Here is a 15,458-nt window from a genome sequence, read left to right as displayed (position 1 = left end):
AAAATCCCACCATGAGCTGCAAGCACGCCTGAATATCGAACAGGAATGATTAGAACATTAAACCTGTTCTACGATATGATTATGTTCAACGCTTCTCTATCAACGATGATACGTGGCGATTGCCGTTCCGTTGATCAAATTGTTCTGCCATCGATTTGGCGTAATCTCCGAAATAATCTGCAAGCTTAATCAGATCCCCTGGATCTCCGTCATACGGAAACGATGCGGGTAGGCGCAGGCGATAGCCAGGTGACTCTTCTGCCCAGCGCCGTAACAGCGAAGCGGCATGTGCATAGTAGATCATTTTGGCAAAAGGATCTTCATGATCCATCGCCAGCACAAGGCTTTCCTCCAGTATATCAATGCCCTTCGCAGGATCAGTTAACGTCAAGAATTCCATCTGTTCGCCGAAACTTTGCACGAAATCATTCTGTCCCTTAATCAGTCGATAACCTTTTTTCTGGTGAACATGCGCCTCTTCGATCTTACCCAATCGATATAATGGCATGAGAACCTCGGACAAGGTCAAGTGTGGAATCTCGGCACAGCTCATGCGACCCTTCAAGATGGGCTTGGCTGTCTGCAGCACCTTCTCATCATCACCCATTCTGTCCCAGAAGCGCATAATTTCATCCTGCTCACACGCCTCACAATCACTCATATAGTCACGTTCCAGGTCTTTGAACTTAGCATAGCTCGCGCTAGCTTCATCCAATTCACCGAGATCCATATAGACACGGAAGCGATAATACCAGTACGAACGATCACTATATCCAAAGGATTGGAAACGACGTCCGAAGTCCTCGAGAAGCTCCATAATTTTATCACGTGAAATTTCAGGGAAGATCGTCATTTTTCCCAGTATCCATTTATATGACCACATCAATGTTTCTTCGTCATATAACTCCGGCTGCTGATCGAATTTCCCCAACTGCCAGGAGAATGCAATCAGGGCTTTCATCGGATAGCCACAGAAGGAAGCCACCTCAACAATTTCGGAACGAGCTTCGTACGCCTCCTCCTCCATACCACTCAGATCAGCTATTCTAGCCGCTTCTTCTAACATTCCCAGTTTGGCAGGCCCGTTCGGGAGTCCATAAGCCTCTTCCATTAAGTCTTCAAAATCCATCTCCGTTCTCATTCATTTCCCTCCTGTGGTTTCGTATTCGCCTGCAGACCCCAATCAATGAAACGAACAATGCCTTGATTCATGACTTCAAGCTCTTGGCGGTTCATCGGGTAATGACCCATCATCAATGCATTCACGTACAACATTTCGATGGCAATCGGTGTCATCTGAGGGTCTGGTGACGTTAAGACCCGCTGTATTACGGGATTATTTACATTTAGATATAACGTCGAATATCCTGCCGATCCAAAGCCAGAAGATAAGGAGCCAAGTACGGATGAAAATAAATCCGTAGTCTCTTCACTTGCTTTCTCTAGTGCACGTAGCGTTGAGGATTCCTGTGAGAGTGTGAAAAGCACCGGCAGATCGGTTGGTTTGAACCCTTTCACCTCTGCTCGGCAGCGAAAACGCTGTAAGGCTGAATCGGCAAGACGCAAGGCATCATAATAACGATTGCGTTCAGCTGGCGGCACATCGGTAAAGCTCATCGACACTTCATCTGGTTCAATCCGTTCGGTATTCACGTTCTCTGCCACCATAGGCAGGCTCTCCATTAGTGAACTGTCATATATATAACCGCCATTAATGACTAGCATGGACTGCGCGGAAGCAACGTGATGAATTTGACGATACTCATCTACTGTCGTGGTGAAATAGAGCGTCTCCTGCTCCTCCAGGAGTTCTCCTAATTCCCGGTGACCGCGAGTGCTATCAAACGGCAACCAGCGGTGAATCATGCGATAGAACTCCAAATCCTCCACAGCGAGAGCCTTCATGGACAATGCATGTAAACGAATAATCTTCTGTAATCGTTCTGTCTGAGTTTCAGCCATATCAGCTAGTCCTTGACGAAGTGCATCTCCTAATTCAGAGCGAACTTCTTCCAGCTTCTCATTTTCATAAAAATGCTCCCGTGATGCCGTTGGCTGAAGCTCATCTGTCCAGATCAGACATTTCACGAAGAATGCCCACTCTGGCAAAATATTCTCTGCCTTCTCCGATACGAGCATGCGCTTCAGATATACCCGGTGCGAACGCTTTACGTTTAAATTCACAGCATGGGGCAACACGTAAGCAATTCCCCCTGTGCGCCCTGAGGCCGTAGTCAGCGGGATAAAATCTTGAAATTTCTCACCTAACAATCGCTCGCCAAAGGCCAATACTTCGGATTTCCGCCCTCTTGCACGTTCAGGCGCGATTAGCCAATCAGGCGATTCAGCATTCACGATGCTCTGCACACCTTCACTGTGTAGTGTAACTGGGTACGGTAGTAATGCTCCGTAATAGAACAACGCCTGTTGCACATAATCCTTTTCAAAATAATGGGCTGCTTCGGGTGTCGAGCGCAAATATACTTTGGTTCCTGGAGATAATTGCGTATCCAGCTGCCGAATCGTATAAGTGCCATCTGGCTTCCCTCTCCACTCCATGGATGGTCCACCCTTCACAGACTGTGTCAGCATAACAATTTCATTGCTCACCATGAAGCAGGATAATAGACCAATCCCAAACCGGCCAATAAATGAGGTCTCTCCTTGCAAAAGTGATTGTGGATCCCGTTTGGATGATTGACCAATCATCGCCAGAAATTCATGAATATCCGCTTCAGTTAATCCGACGCCATTATCCTCTACCATCATCGTTAACTGTTCACCGGTGCCCGTAAGCTCCACTCGGACATTCCCCATGAATCCCGGTTCTACTTCCGCGCGTCCTGTAATCGCATCTGTCGCATTTTGCATGAGTTCACGTAAAAACACTTTAGGGCTGCTGTACAAATGGTTTGATAAAATCTGGATCATACCGCTCAGGTTAACCTGAAAACGATACTCATTAGATGCTGTCATATTCGTTCACCTTCCTTAAAGTCCAATCACACCATAACTCCATAGTCTATATGGCATTTGATCTGTTAGACGAATTAAATATGTATACATATTAATAGATTGTTTCAGCAACGATAGATTAGATCACATAGGTTAAAACCACGCGTCAAGCCGGCCTTGTTCACCAAGACCGGCGTTAGACGAATAATTCGTTTTTATATGGATCATTGGGGGTCTATCCGATCATTACCACAATGGCATTAGCACTGAAACGACTTCAGTCACCTTATATTCAGGATACTAGCTAGCAGAACGGATGAAAACAAACCTGGGACCCGAATTCAATAGACTTTAGATTCATAACTATGTTGATCACTTGGGACTAAAGATAGAAAAAGATACAAATTCATATAGAAAATCAAGCAGCGGCGTACTTATGAACATTCATCATAACTATTTTCGAGAAGGATTGAACGATCTGACTAAGCTACTCGTATCATTAGCAAACATGGATCGAGCTAAGTGCATGACGAATCATCGCTAACGAAGCTCTGATCAGTATGAAAGACGGTGAATACATATGATTAATGTTCGTAATATCTCTAAACAGTTCAAGGATCATCAAGCATTAAACGATGTTAGCTTTACCCTTACAGAAGGCAGTATCACAGGTTTGATTGGCCCTAACGGCTCAGGTAAAACCACTCTGATTCGCATCATGAATGGTGTTCTTGGCGCTTCCGGCGGACAGGTTCGAATTCATGGGCTTGATCCGTTCGTGGAGACAGAGAAGGTTCTTGCCATGTGCGGTACACTGACGGAACAGAGCGGGCTCTATGACAATATGAGTGGGCGTGACAACCTGGCTTTCTTTGCAGATGCATTTGGTATTCCGCAGCGTGATGCAAGAATAAACGAACTTGTGGATCTATTGGAGCTTCAAGATTATCAACATCGTAAAGTCGGTACCTACAGTACAGGTATGAAAAAAAGATTAGGGCTAGCACGGGTATTGCTACACCGTCCATCCGTTCTATTTCTGGATGAACCCACTAACGGGCTAGATCCAGATGGAATTCAGATGGTTCTTCGGATGATCCGTCGTCTCAACAAGGAGGAACACCTGACGATTCTCGTGTCATCTCACGTATTATCACAGCTCTCAGCCGTGTGTGACCATTATGTATTTATGCAGAATGGCCGCAAAGTGGAGGAAGGAACTGAGCATGAGATTATTAGCCGTTACCAGACGCCGCCGCGGATCGAAGTAGAAGCTGTTCTGCCAGAGGGATGGGATCGGGTCGAAGGTTATACCCCTGAGGTTATATCCGCGCAGCGAGCTGTCTTCCAGCTTCAATCCCGTGAGGATATTCCAACCTTGCTAAGACAGTTGACCGCGCACGGGGAAGTGTATCAAGCTCGCATTGTTAACAGTGATCTGGAGCGTATTTATTTTGCCATAAGGGAGGCACACCACCATGAATAAACGTCATGCCATTCGTGCACTTGTTCGCAAAGATATTCGAGCTATCACTGCCAGTGTGCAGCTCTGGCTTCCTATGATCATTGTTCCGCTTCTGATTGGTATTATTATGCCTGCCGCCCTTCTGTGGGTAGCCTCAAGAACAGAACTACGTACTATAGGTAATCTTGAATTTATGCTTGATTCTCTAGATGCACTCACAAGTTCAGGGCAAATCCCTCAGCTCGCTTCCATGCCTACGGATAAACATCGAATTGTCTATTACCTTGCCTTGTACATGTTCGCTCCGTTGTTCCTCATCATTCCAGTGATGGCATCCAGCATATTAACGGCGAACAGCTTCGCTGGTGAGAAAGAGCGCAAGACATTGGAGGGATTATTATTCATACCCATCAGCATGGATACCTTGTTCAAAGGAAAGGTGCTCGCCGCCTTCATCCCTTCTGTGCTTCTATCTTGGGTTACATTCATCATCTATGGCATTATTGCCAATATTCTGATGTACCCGATGTTCGGACAAATCATGTTTCCTAATCTAAACTGGATCATCCTAGTACTCTGGGTTGTGCCTTCATCCAGTCTGATGGTCATCCTGTTCAATGTGCTCATCTCAGCCAAAGTACGTGGATTTCAGGAAGCCTACCAGCTTGGTGGTCTCGTCGTCATTCCACTACTTGCTCTCATTGCTGGTCAGGCAAGTGGCATGCTGCTGATCCGTCCTTCTATGTTACTTCTCATTGGTGCAATTCTTCTACTCGTCTGCTTCATCCTGCTTCGTCTCGTTACACTCTGGAACAGCCGCCAGCAATTAGCGGAGAGTCAGATTTAGATTATTATGATGCGACTAGCGTCCCTTCGATGATCATTGAGAAAACAAAACTCAAGGGTTATGATATGAAGAGATGTACCTAGAATGCTAGTAGGAGGCATACAGGATAGAATGGAATTCCAGCTACTTCAAAAATTGAAATATGCAGAGAAATTAACGACACAAGAAAAGCATATTGTAGACTTTATTTTAAACAATCCTCACATTGTTTTTCATTCAACCGCTCATGAACTTGCTCAATTAACCTATACAAGCTCTTCGACCATTGTTCGTTTATGCAAAAAACTGGGTACCCAAGGGTACCCAGACTTTCAACTCAAACTTGCGCTGGAATATCAGCCTAGTTCTACCCCATTCCGCTCTGAGGATCAGCTGATTGCAGAACAAGGTAATGTACTCGCAGCAATCGAATCCGTTCCTTATCTCTACGAACAAGCACTGAATGAGACTCGTCGTCTGTTGAACCCTACTGTTCTGCAACGAATTATAGATTGGGTCAGAGAATCACATCGAATCGATATCTACGGTAACGACATGAACTATTATCTCGCCCAACAAGCCTGTACCAAGTGGAATGAACTCGGCATATCTGCCATTGCTCACAATAGCCCTAATTTGCATTATCTGAACACTATGACTCCCAGTCAGACAACGCTCTCATTTGTCATATCACATACAGGAGAGAATCTGTCTATGATTGATGCGGCCACAATTCTTAGTCAGAAGTCCATGAAGGTCATCGCAGTCACGAGCAACAATCATTCAACACTGTCCAGACAGTGCACGGAAACGCTTCTTACCCATGGATATTATGAACAGTTACGTCTATCCAAGATGTCTACCATGGTCTCTGTGCTCTATCTTTTCGATATTCTATATATGGGCAGTATTAGCGACTCCTACTAGATCGATATGGCTAAGTTCATTTATATTATTGGGCTTGCTTCGCAGCCTCGACCCCAGCTTGTAATATTTCGAGTACATACAGTACTTCTTCATTCTTAACGGGTTGTTCACCTTGATGCCGGATCGCCCTCACTAGCCTCTCATACAGCAGCCCATAATCCGTAATCTCCGAAGGTACCTTCTCCGTATGAGTTTCTCCCTCATCATCTATATAAGTCAGTGTACCCCAATTCTCTTCAGGCTCTTGATCAAAGGATACCTGTGTTGGCCCTTCTCCATTTTTGGTTTGATGACCACTGCTATATTTAATGAAACTACCACGGTCGCCATGGACGACAAACTTGGGATGTGCAATCTTGACTAACAAACTGCACTTAATCGTTACTTTGGTCAAGCCATAGCGAAAATCAATGTCGATATAATCATCCGCCTGGCCCGGATAAACGAAGCTTCGGACATCGTAATCAATCCGATCCGCTACGCCAAATAGGGAAACCATCTGATCAATGGTATGCACAGCCAGTCCATGCATTAACCCAAACCCAGGTCTGATCCAGGATGGCTTGAAATAATCATAGTGAGACTGAATTTCATGGATATTCCCCAGTTTCCCACTCTCGATTACCTTCTTCAAGGTTAAGAAATCCCCATCAAACCTGCGGTTTTGATTCGCCATAGCGATTAGACTTTTGTGCTTAGCAAGTTCGAAAATCTCCTTCGCTTCTGCTGATGTTGCAGCAAACGGTTTTTCTACCAATACGTGTTTTCCATGCTCTAGGGCTTGCTTCGCATAATCAACATGACTGTCCACATGTGTTGCTACAACAATTAATTCAATCTCCGTATCTTGAAGTACGTCATCGAAATCTATAGTAAATGTAATATCGGGATAATACGCTTCTCTTGCTGTATCACCTATGCGATCTTCCTCACGCCGATAGATCTTCTTCACCTTGATGTCTTTTGTTCTCTCCAGATAAGGCAGGTGATAATTGACAACAGCATTACCGAATCCAATGATGGCGATATTTAGCATTTTATCATGACTCCTTCTGCTCTAAGATACACGAATGTTATCATGCTTGATCCGCTCCGAGAATGCTTAAGAACCGAATTGGCATCACCATGCACAGAAGGAGTCCGAGAAGAAATTTTAGTGAAATTCAATTTCATTTTAGTTCAGATGGAGTTGGGAGCTGTAACATTTTTTCCCTTGTTTACCGATATAATTTAAAGGTCTATACATATATAACATGAAGAAGGGTGACGATTTCATTATGAACAAATGGTTGGCCAAAATGCAGCGCTCCATGGGAGCATTGCTGATCTGCGCGCTGGTGGGCGGCGCAGCACTCATTGGTGGGACTGAGGTACAAGCTGCAACGCTTAGTCAGTCTAGCGTGTATTATGATTCGGATGGTGTTCTCTACAAGGTGACTGGGGACGGCAGCGAAACGACAGAAGTATTGATTGATTATGAAGGTACCGATCCGGTCGAAGCAGGCTCTTATCTCTATTACCTGCCATCCAATAATTCTACAACCCTGCTTAGAGTCCCGAATGATGGATCAAGTGATGCTGCGGAGACATATGCAACAGGTGTACTCGATTACTACACCGATAACGGATTCATTTATTATCTAGATACAACAGGACAGATCTATCGAGCAAATGGAAATAGCGCTGCGTCTTCCGCTACCAAGATTGCCGATAAAGCAGATACAGAATTCCCGATGTTCTCGGTCAATAAAGGTCGCATATACTACAACGGTCTCGTTAATGGCAACACATGGTTTGTCTCCAAAGCTTCTAATGGTAGCGGAGCTGTGCAACGGATTGCATCTGGTGCTGTAGAGAGTCGTTACCTACTGAATGAAGCCAAAAATGAGTTACAAGTGATGCTCAATACGGATCCTTACGAAGATTACTATTCAACCAATGCGATGGTTCTGTACAAAGTAAACTACAATACCGGCAAGGGTACAGCTGTTAATCCCAAGTCTAAGCTTGATGTGAACGCCGTGTACTCCGGTGGCTGGGGAAATAACCTTTACGTTTATAACAAAGGCATCGTGCTTGATAGCAACAAAGATTACAACTATTCAACAGGCAAAGCCTTTGCTCTGACTTCTGCGGGCAAGACCTTCCAGGTTCACAGCAAGAGTGTGCGAGAAGTCACTGCTCTAGGAACAGATAAAGTAATCATCATTGATGCAGACAAAAAAGCTTACGGCAAAACGTTTGCTAGCAACAAGGTGACCAAATCGACTACCCTAAACCTGAACAACGTTACGTATGCGTCTAATCAGTATACAAACAGCACACCAACCACGGTGTACATCTCAGGCAACAACGGTCTCTACTCTGTTACAACAGCCTTCAAGGTAACCAAACTTACTGGCGAAGAGTGGGATACCTTCCTATTCAGAAACAACGTGCCAGGCGTATTCTACATCAACGCAAATGACCTCTATCGGTTGTACCACGTAAATGCCAATGGTACAGGCAAAAAAGTGCTTAGTGACGTATACCTTGACGATATCCGCTTGGTTACATCTAACTAAGCAGCATTCCTACTGCATCAGAAATACCCTGAACCTACTAAGGTTCGGGGTGTTTTTTTGTTTATACGTTCGTCAATTTCAAAAAAAACTTCCATATGAGAATGATAATTGTTATCATTAAGAAAATGAGCCAAAAAGGATGGTCGGTATGACTGAACAGATTTCTTTCAATAATGAAACTTCATCTCTGCCGTTGCTCTCTTCCATGTGCCGGGTTCGCCGTGGGGAGAATTTCCGTGTAAATAGCAGAGCGGTGTCCCGTCCAATGCTGTGCCTTGTTTTACAAGGTGAAGGGCTTCTGTCCCTTAATGATGAACTCTATTCGGCTACAGCCAATCAACTGTTTGTCATAGAAGAAGGTACACACGTCGAGGCCATCTCCTCGTCCAATATAACGGAATTTATTCTGGTGAGCATGAGCACGGTTATCGTGCAGCAAATCCACGGTGAATGGAAAATGACATCTGTTCCTGGGCTTCCGCTGCATTGGCATACAGGGAGAATACTTGTCCGTCAGGAACAGCAACTCGTGGCACGCTTTAAACAACTGTACGATGCATATCGCGGTGTGACGCAAGATCATTTTGTTAGCATACATAGCCAGCTCCATGAATTGCTCCAGTACGTCTCAGAGCATCGGCTAGAAGCGAATCAAGAACGAGTTGATCCGGCACTCGAGCGTAGTATCCGATATATGCACCGCTTCATGGGAGACGGGATTAGCATGGATCAACTCGCCAAAATTGCCAACCTTACGCCCAGCTCTTATTCTCGAAGCTTCAAAAAAGCAAAGGGCATGTCCCCCACCGATTATCTGAACGGACTTCGGATCTGCAAAGCCAAATTACAATTAAAACAAAATGATTGTTCCATTAAAGAAATCGCAGAATCCGTCGGTTATGGCAACGAATATTATTTCAATCGCAAATTCAAACAAACTGTGGGTATTTCCCCTAGTTTATATATGAAGCAAAATCAATTAAAAGTTGCCACCGCATCGGTGCTTGCCCTGTCTGAACACCTGTCTTCCCTAGGTCTTGAGCCGGTTGCCTCAGTTAATGCATGGAATGACAGAGAAGTCGCTGAAAAAGAATTCCATCGTCAGTTCACTACTCAATTAGATAAACTTCGCAGAGCCAAGCCTGACTTAATCATCGCAGATTGGTACCATGAGTCATATGTGGATACACTCAAAAGCATTGCACCTACTGTGGTGTTGAACAAAGTGGAAGACTGGCGCGAAAGTTATCTTCTAATCGGTGAACTGGTTGGAAGGGAAAAAGAAGCGTTATCTCATATCAAAGAGCTAGCCTTCCGAATCTTGGAGACAAGCAAGCATCTACAGACTTATTTTGCTAATGAGCGTATTACGCTTGTTCAAGTGACATCGCAACTTGTTCGCATACAGGGTACGTTTGATCATCCACTGCCAGAATTGTTATATGGTGAGCTGGGGCTGCAACCTGCACAACTTGTCCCTCCCCATCAACCACAAAGTGAGTTCTTAGCAGAGAGTACCCCATTGCTGGATACAGACCATCTGTTAATTCAACGTGTACCCACCCTTGCTGCCAGTGAGAAGGTGCTGCGGCGAATGAAGCAGACGGCAGGCTGGAACCGCTCACCTGCTGTACTTCATGGTAATGTCCATGACATTCATCATTGGTTTGAGATATGCTGGACACCACGCGGACAGATTCAGATCATGAATGAATTAGAGCAGATTGCCCAGCAGTATGCTGCCTTTTCTCAAACAGCTTGGATTCTATAAGAGGTTGTTCACATCATAATCGCAGAAAAAGCGTCCTCCAGTGTGGAGAACGCCTTTTTGTGTTACGTATCTTTTTTCAGGATCAGGACTATTCTTGAACTTCTTCCCGAGGGACAAGCTTGTATATTTCTTCATCTTCCATTGTATCAATTAATCGGTCAAGCCATTTGTAATATGCCTCCGCTTGCAGCATCTTCTTCTTGTCCTCCATGAGGATCTGAAGTAGCTCCGCGTCAGCTTGTTCATCCGAGTCACGAATTAAACGATTTAGTTCTTCAATGGATTTGCGCAGGGTCTGAAGATTGCTCTCCACCGCTTTTCTCCATTTAATGACGAAATAGTCTGTAAACGTTTGGTGCCAGTCATACTCTACTTCATATAGATCTTTACGAGAGCCCTTACTCCATACTTTATTCACCATTTTCAGATCCAGCAGGGTGCGTACGCCGGTACTCATGCTTGTTTTGCTCATTTCCATTTCCCGTCCCATATCGTCAAGGGTCATTGGTTTGTCCGCAAAAAAAAGTAAACCGTATAAGTGTCCCGTGGACAGCGTCACGCCGTATAGATCCATATTACGTCCAATCGCTTCAATGACGCGTTTCCGGATTCTAAGAACTGTTTCCTGCTGCTCTTCTTGTAAATGGTCCAAGCCCATGCTTGCAACCTCCATTCTGAACATTACCAGTCTTGGCAAAAATAATTGCATCCTTACAAAGTCCTGCTTACATGGGAAAGCATCCGGCCGGACATCCTATACGCCAGAGGGCTTTGACCACCCAATGTATTAAAATGGTAACTTTGCCAAGATACATTTGCCTATGACTCTCTTTTAACCAAAAAAATTAAATTCAATTCAACCCATTTTCTATTGTAGAAGGAGCATTCTGAAAAGTAAAGGTGCCTAATTAGCCAGAATAAGGAGATAGACGGAGCATATGGGAGGAAAACTTTGTACAGTTTTTACTGTATAAACATTATGTACTGTTTATTCGGTTGATATACTGGTTAAGTATTGTTAGAATACAAAACGTTACCCAGAAAGACGGGAAGCGAAGCAACGATTACCGGATTTCGTGGCTGGGCGCACAAGTGTATGGACTTGTGGATGCTGTAAGCCGTTCGAAGTGCACAACACATCAGAAGGGGTGAAAACATGACCATACTAGAAGTGAAGAATGTAAGTAAACTGTTTGGCCCCCAAACCGAGCAAGGATTACAATTATTAGAGCAAGGTTGGGGTAAAGAAAAGTTGGCCAAAGAAAAACAGATAACGGTTGGTGTCAATCGGGTCAACATGGAGATCAAAGAAGGCGAGATTTTCGTTATCATGGGCTTATCCGGTAGTGGTAAATCCACGCTGGTTCGTATGTTCAATCGATTAATCGAACCAACATCTGGAGAAATTCTGGTTCATGGCAAAGATTTACGTAAGATGAACAAAGAACAATTGCGCGAAGTACGTCGGAAAACAATTAGCATGGTTTTTCAAAAATTTGCGTTGTTCCCGCACCGTACCGTTCTCGATAATGTGGAGTATGGACTCGAAGTCCAAAAAGTGGACAAAGAAGTTCGACGTGAAAAAGCAAAAACGTCGCTTGAGCTGGTTGGCCTCAAAGGCTGGGAAGACAAAATGCCGGATGAGCTCAGTGGTGGTATGCAGCAGCGTGTAGGTCTTGCTCGTGCGCTTGCCAATGATCCAGAAGTGCTGTTGATGGATGAAGCCTTCAGCGCCCTCGATCCACTGATTCGCCGTGATATGCAGGATGAACTGATTGAGCTTCAGGATAAAATGAAAAAGACGATTATTTTCATTACCCATGACTTGGACGAAGCGCTGCGCATCGGCGATCGTATTGCTCTTATGAAAGATGGAGCCGTCGTGCAGATCGGTACACCGGAAGAAATTATGATTCAACCGGCCAACTCCTATGTGGCCCGCTTCGTCGAAGACGTGGACTTATCCAAAGTCCTTACCGCCTCTCACGTTATGCGTCGCCCAGAAACGATTACACTAGATCGTGGTCCTCGTGTTGCCCTCGAATTAATGCGCGAACGTGGTATTTCCAACCTGTTTGTCATTGACCGTTCGAAGAAATTGCTAGGTGTTATTACGGCTGAAGATGCTTCTCGTGCAATGCGTGAGAGTAAGACATTGAATGACATCCTAATTACGGATGGACCTACCGTGCCACCTGAAACGTTGATTCATGAGTTGTTCGAGATTACAAGTTCTGCCCATGTGCCACTTGCTGTTGTTGGTGAGAATGGCCGTCTGCAAGGTGTTATTGTCCGCGGTGCCCTGCTGGGTGCTCTTAGCGGTGAAGTTGCAGTAAAGGAGGAACTTGTGAATGATTCCCAAAATACCACTAGCATCGTGGATTGAATCCATCGTTGACTGGATGAGCTCCTCGCTCTCCGGATTGTTTAAAGTTATTTCTGTTGTTATTGAGAGCGTGGTCGGATATTTCTCAGGATTGTTTATGTTGCCCCACCCACTTCTGTTCATTGCGATATTAGGTGTTCTTGCGTTTATTGTGGGACGACTCCCACTGACCCTATTTACAGTGATCGGATTCCTGCTCGTAGATAACCTCGGGTACTGGTCTCAATCGATGGATACGCTCGGTCTCGTTATCACTTCCGGGTTAATCTCCATCCTACTTGGTGTACCGATTGGTATCTGGCTAGCATACAGCAAAACAGCGGCACGAATTATTACACCGCTACTTGACTTCATGCAGACAATGCCTGCATTCGTCTACTTGCTGCCTGCGGTTACCTTCTTTAGCCTGGGTGTTGTACCAGGTGTTATCGCATCTGTTATTTTTGCGATTCCGCCAACGATTCGTCTAACTCACCTCGGAATCAAGCAGGTATCGGGCGAACTGGTGGAAGCAGCCGATGCATTTGGTTCGACTTCTGCACAGAAATTGTTCAAAGTACAGCTTCCTCTCGCCTTACCTACAGTGATGTCCGGTATTAACCAGACCATCATGTTGTCCCTCTCTATGGTCGTTATCGCGTCCATGATTGGTGCGCAAGGTATTGGTGCCGAAGTATATCGTGCGGTTACTCAACTGCAAATTGGTAAAGGTTTTGAAGCAGGTCTCGCTGTTGTCGTACTTGCCATTGTGCTTGACCGATTCACACAGAATCTATTCATGCCAGGTCGCAAGAAGACGTCACGCGTTACATCGAAACAAAAAGCATGGATTACTTCTGTAGCGACACTCGTCGTGCTCCTCGCAGGCTTCTCCCAGTATTTCGTGGGCGGTACATCTTCCGCTGGCGGAAACAACGCAGCAGCTAATGCTGTAGGTGATGAAGTGAACTATCAGATTATCGGTATTGATCCAGGTGCAGGTATCATGAAATCAACTGCAAAAGCGATTGAGGATTACAATCTGACCGATTGGACGCTCATCGAAGGCTCTGGTGCAGCAATGACTGCTACGCTAGATAAAGCCATCAAAAATGAAGAACCGATTATCATTACAGGTTGGACTCCGCACTGGATGTTCAACAAATATGACCTTAAATATTTGGAAGATCCCAAAAAATCCTTCGGGGATGCTGAAGAAATTCATACCATTGCTCGTAAAGGATTGAAAGAAGATCATCCTGTCGCTTTTGAATTCTTATCCCGCTTTAAGTGGACATCCGATGAGATGGGTGAAATGATGATTGCCATCCAAGATGGTACATCTCCAGAAGATGCAGCTAAAGATTATGCTGAGAAGCATGCTGATCAGATCGATGAATGGACTAAAGGTCTAACACCGGTAAATGGCGATGCCTTCAAGCTCAGCTATGTAGCTTGGGATTCCGAAATAGCGAGTACAAACCTGCTAAAATATGTGATGGAAACAAAACTTGGTTACAAAGTTAATGCCCTTCAAGTTGAAGCAGGTCCAATGTGGACGGGTGTTGCTTCTGGTGACGTAGATGCCTCTCCGGCAGCGTGGTTGCCACTGACACATGCGGACTATTGGGATCGGTACAAAGATCAAGTTGACGATCTTGGTGCTAACATGACGGGAGTACGTACTGGTCTTGTGGTTCCGAGTTATATGACAGATGTTAATTCCATTGAAGATCTGGAAACTGGCGCTTCTTCTGCTGCTGCTCCAACAGCAAGTACGAATGTAGGCAACGAGGTTAATCACCAAATCGTTGGGATTGACCCAGGTGCAGGTCTGATGAAAGCTACAGCAAATGCCATTGAGAATTATGGTTTAACGAACTGGAATCTAATTGAAGGCTCTGGCGCAGCGATGACTGCATCCTTAGACAAAGCCTATAAAAATGAAGAACCCATTATCGTTACAGGCTGGACGCCTCACTGGATGTTCAATCAGTATGATCTTAAGTATCTGGATGACCCCGACAAAATCTTCGGGGATGCAGAAGAAGTTCACACCGTTGGTCGTAAAGGGATAAAAGAAGATCATCCTGTGGCTTACGAATTCTTCTCTCGCTTTAATTGGACTGCCGACGAAATGAGTGAAATCATGGTCGACATTCAAAAAGGCATTTCCCCTGAAGAAGCTGCAAAGACTTATGCTGAGAAACATCCAGACCAAATTGAGGAATGGATCAAAGGACTTACACCTGTTAAAGGTGATACGCTACGTCTAGGTTATGTTGCATGGGACTCTGAGATTGCAAGTACGAATCTAATGAAATACATCCTTGAGACGGATCTAGGTTACAACGTGCAAGCACTGCAAGTCGAAGCAGGCCCAATGTGGGCAGGCTTGGCAGCAGGGGATATCGATGCATCTCCAGCCGTTTGGCTTCCACTTACTCATGGAGACTATTGGGATTCATATGGAGACAAAATCGACGATATCGCTGTAAGCATGACAGGTGTGAAACAAGGACTTGTCGTTCCAACTTACATGGACATCAATTCGGTTGAAGATTTAAAAGATAATTAACCCAATT

The 15,458-nt window shown here is 44.9% G+C and carries 11 protein-coding genes; 7 read left to right on the top strand and 4 right to left on the bottom strand.

Features of this window, described 5'->3' with window-relative positions; all coding sequences use genetic code 11:
* Window positions 1–85 precede the first annotated feature (85 nt).
* The gene (locus V6W81_RS06465) at window positions 86–1,141 is read right to left on the bottom strand and encodes a hypothetical protein (RefSeq protein ID WP_338542168.1); all 1,056 of its coding nucleotides are present in this window, start codon (window positions 1,139–1,141) and stop codon (window positions 86–88) included.
* On the bottom strand, window positions 1,138–2,976 hold the full coding sequence (locus V6W81_RS06460; RefSeq protein ID WP_338542167.1) for an HSP90 family protein: 1,839 nt from the start codon (window positions 2,974–2,976) through the stop codon (window positions 1,138–1,140). The genes V6W81_RS06465 and V6W81_RS06460 overlap by 4 nt, the downstream gene beginning before the upstream one ends.
* A 559-nt stretch (window positions 2,977–3,535) precedes the next feature.
* On the opposite strand from V6W81_RS06460, the gene V6W81_RS06455 reads away from it, so the two are divergent.
* From V6W81_RS06455 to V6W81_RS06445, 3 genes are all read left to right on the top strand, one after another.
* Complete coding sequence (locus V6W81_RS06455) at window positions 3,536–4,441, top strand: ABC transporter ATP-binding protein (protein WP_338542166.1); 906 nt, start codon at window positions 3,536–3,538, stop codon at window positions 4,439–4,441.
* Window positions 4,434–5,267, top strand: a complete 834-nt coding sequence (locus V6W81_RS06450; protein ID WP_338542164.1) for an ABC transporter permease — start codon at window positions 4,434–4,436, stop codon at window positions 5,265–5,267. The genes V6W81_RS06455 and V6W81_RS06450 overlap by 8 nt, the downstream gene beginning before the upstream one ends.
* Window positions 5,268–5,378: 111 nt before the next feature.
* On the top strand, window positions 5,379–6,173 hold the full coding sequence (locus V6W81_RS06445) for a MurR/RpiR family transcriptional regulator (RefSeq protein ID WP_338542163.1): 795 nt from the start codon (window positions 5,379–5,381) through the stop codon (window positions 6,171–6,173).
* 25 nt (window positions 6,174–6,198) lie between these two features.
* Here V6W81_RS06445 and V6W81_RS06440 read toward each other — a convergent pair whose 3' ends face one another.
* Window positions 6,199–7,209 (bottom strand): Gfo/Idh/MocA family oxidoreductase, encoded by a 1,011-nt coding sequence (locus V6W81_RS06440; protein ID WP_338542161.1) that lies wholly within the window; start codon window positions 7,207–7,209, stop codon window positions 6,199–6,201.
* Between the two features lie 241 nt (window positions 7,210–7,450).
* Here V6W81_RS06440 and V6W81_RS06435 point away from each other — a divergent pair, with 241 nt between their 5' ends.
* Entirely contained in the window at window positions 7,451–8,737 is a 1,287-nt protein-coding gene (locus tag V6W81_RS06435; protein ID WP_338542160.1) for a DUF5050 domain-containing protein, read from the top strand.
* Between the two features lie 148 nt (window positions 8,738–8,885).
* The gene (locus V6W81_RS06430) at window positions 8,886–10,508 is read left to right on the top strand and encodes an AraC family transcriptional regulator (protein ID WP_338542159.1); all 1,623 of its coding nucleotides are present in this window, start codon (window positions 8,886–8,888) and stop codon (window positions 10,506–10,508) included.
* 88 nt (window positions 10,509–10,596) lie between these two features.
* On the opposite strand, the gene V6W81_RS06425 is transcribed toward V6W81_RS06430, so the two are convergent.
* Complete coding sequence (locus V6W81_RS06425; protein ID WP_145050452.1) at window positions 10,597–11,166, bottom strand: GbsR/MarR family transcriptional regulator; 570 nt, start codon at window positions 11,164–11,166, stop codon at window positions 10,597–10,599.
* Window positions 11,167–11,664: 498 nt separating this feature from the next.
* Between V6W81_RS06425 and V6W81_RS06420 the strand changes: the two genes are divergently transcribed.
* Together V6W81_RS06420 and V6W81_RS06415 are read left to right on the top strand one after the other, a co-directional pair.
* A complete protein-coding gene (locus tag V6W81_RS06420) occupies window positions 11,665–12,894 on the top strand; it encodes a quaternary amine ABC transporter ATP-binding protein (RefSeq protein ID WP_128100744.1) in 1,230 nt (409 codons plus the stop codon).
* Window positions 12,860–15,451, top strand: coding sequence for a glycine betaine ABC transporter substrate-binding protein (locus V6W81_RS06415; protein WP_338542158.1), 2,592 nt, complete (start codon window positions 12,860–12,862; stop codon window positions 15,449–15,451). The genes V6W81_RS06420 and V6W81_RS06415 overlap by 35 nt, the downstream gene beginning before the upstream one ends.
* Window positions 15,452–15,458: the final 7 nt, after the last annotated feature.

Origin of the sequence: Paenibacillus tundrae, assembly GCF_036884255.1 — a bacterium.
Lineage (GTDB): Bacteria > Bacillota > Bacilli > Paenibacillales > Paenibacillaceae > Paenibacillus.
The sequence above is the reverse complement of the archived record's forward strand: the minus strand, read 5'-3'. Positions and strand labels throughout refer to the sequence as shown.

Coding starts and splice junctions, on each gene's coding strand:
- V6W81_RS06465 (WP_338542168.1), bottom strand. CDS start 1,141: ATGAGAACGGAGATGGATTTTGAAGACTTAATGGAAGAGGCTTATGGA.
- V6W81_RS06460 (WP_338542167.1), bottom strand. CDS start 2,976: ATGACAGCATCTAATGAGTATCGTTTTCAGGTTAACCTGAGCGGTATG.
- V6W81_RS06455 (WP_338542166.1), top strand. CDS start 3,536: ATGATTAATGTTCGTAATATCTCTAAACAGTTCAAGGATCATCAAGCA.
- V6W81_RS06450 (WP_338542164.1), top strand. CDS start 4,434: ATGAATAAACGTCATGCCATTCGTGCACTTGTTCGCAAAGATATTCGA.
- V6W81_RS06445 (WP_338542163.1), top strand. CDS start 5,379: ATGGAATTCCAGCTACTTCAAAAATTGAAATATGCAGAGAAATTAACG.
- V6W81_RS06440 (WP_338542161.1), bottom strand. CDS start 7,209: ATGCTAAATATCGCCATCATTGGATTCGGTAATGCTGTTGTCAATTAT.
- V6W81_RS06435 (WP_338542160.1), top strand. CDS start 7,451: ATGAACAAATGGTTGGCCAAAATGCAGCGCTCCATGGGAGCATTGCTG.
- V6W81_RS06430 (WP_338542159.1), top strand. CDS start 8,886: ATGACTGAACAGATTTCTTTCAATAATGAAACTTCATCTCTGCCGTTG.
- V6W81_RS06425 (WP_145050452.1), bottom strand. CDS start 11,166: ATGGGCTTGGACCATTTACAAGAAGAGCAGCAGGAAACAGTTCTTAGA.
- V6W81_RS06420 (WP_128100744.1), top strand. CDS start 11,665: ATGACCATACTAGAAGTGAAGAATGTAAGTAAACTGTTTGGCCCCCAA.
- V6W81_RS06415 (WP_338542158.1), top strand. CDS start 12,860: ATGATTCCCAAAATACCACTAGCATCGTGGATTGAATCCATCGTTGAC.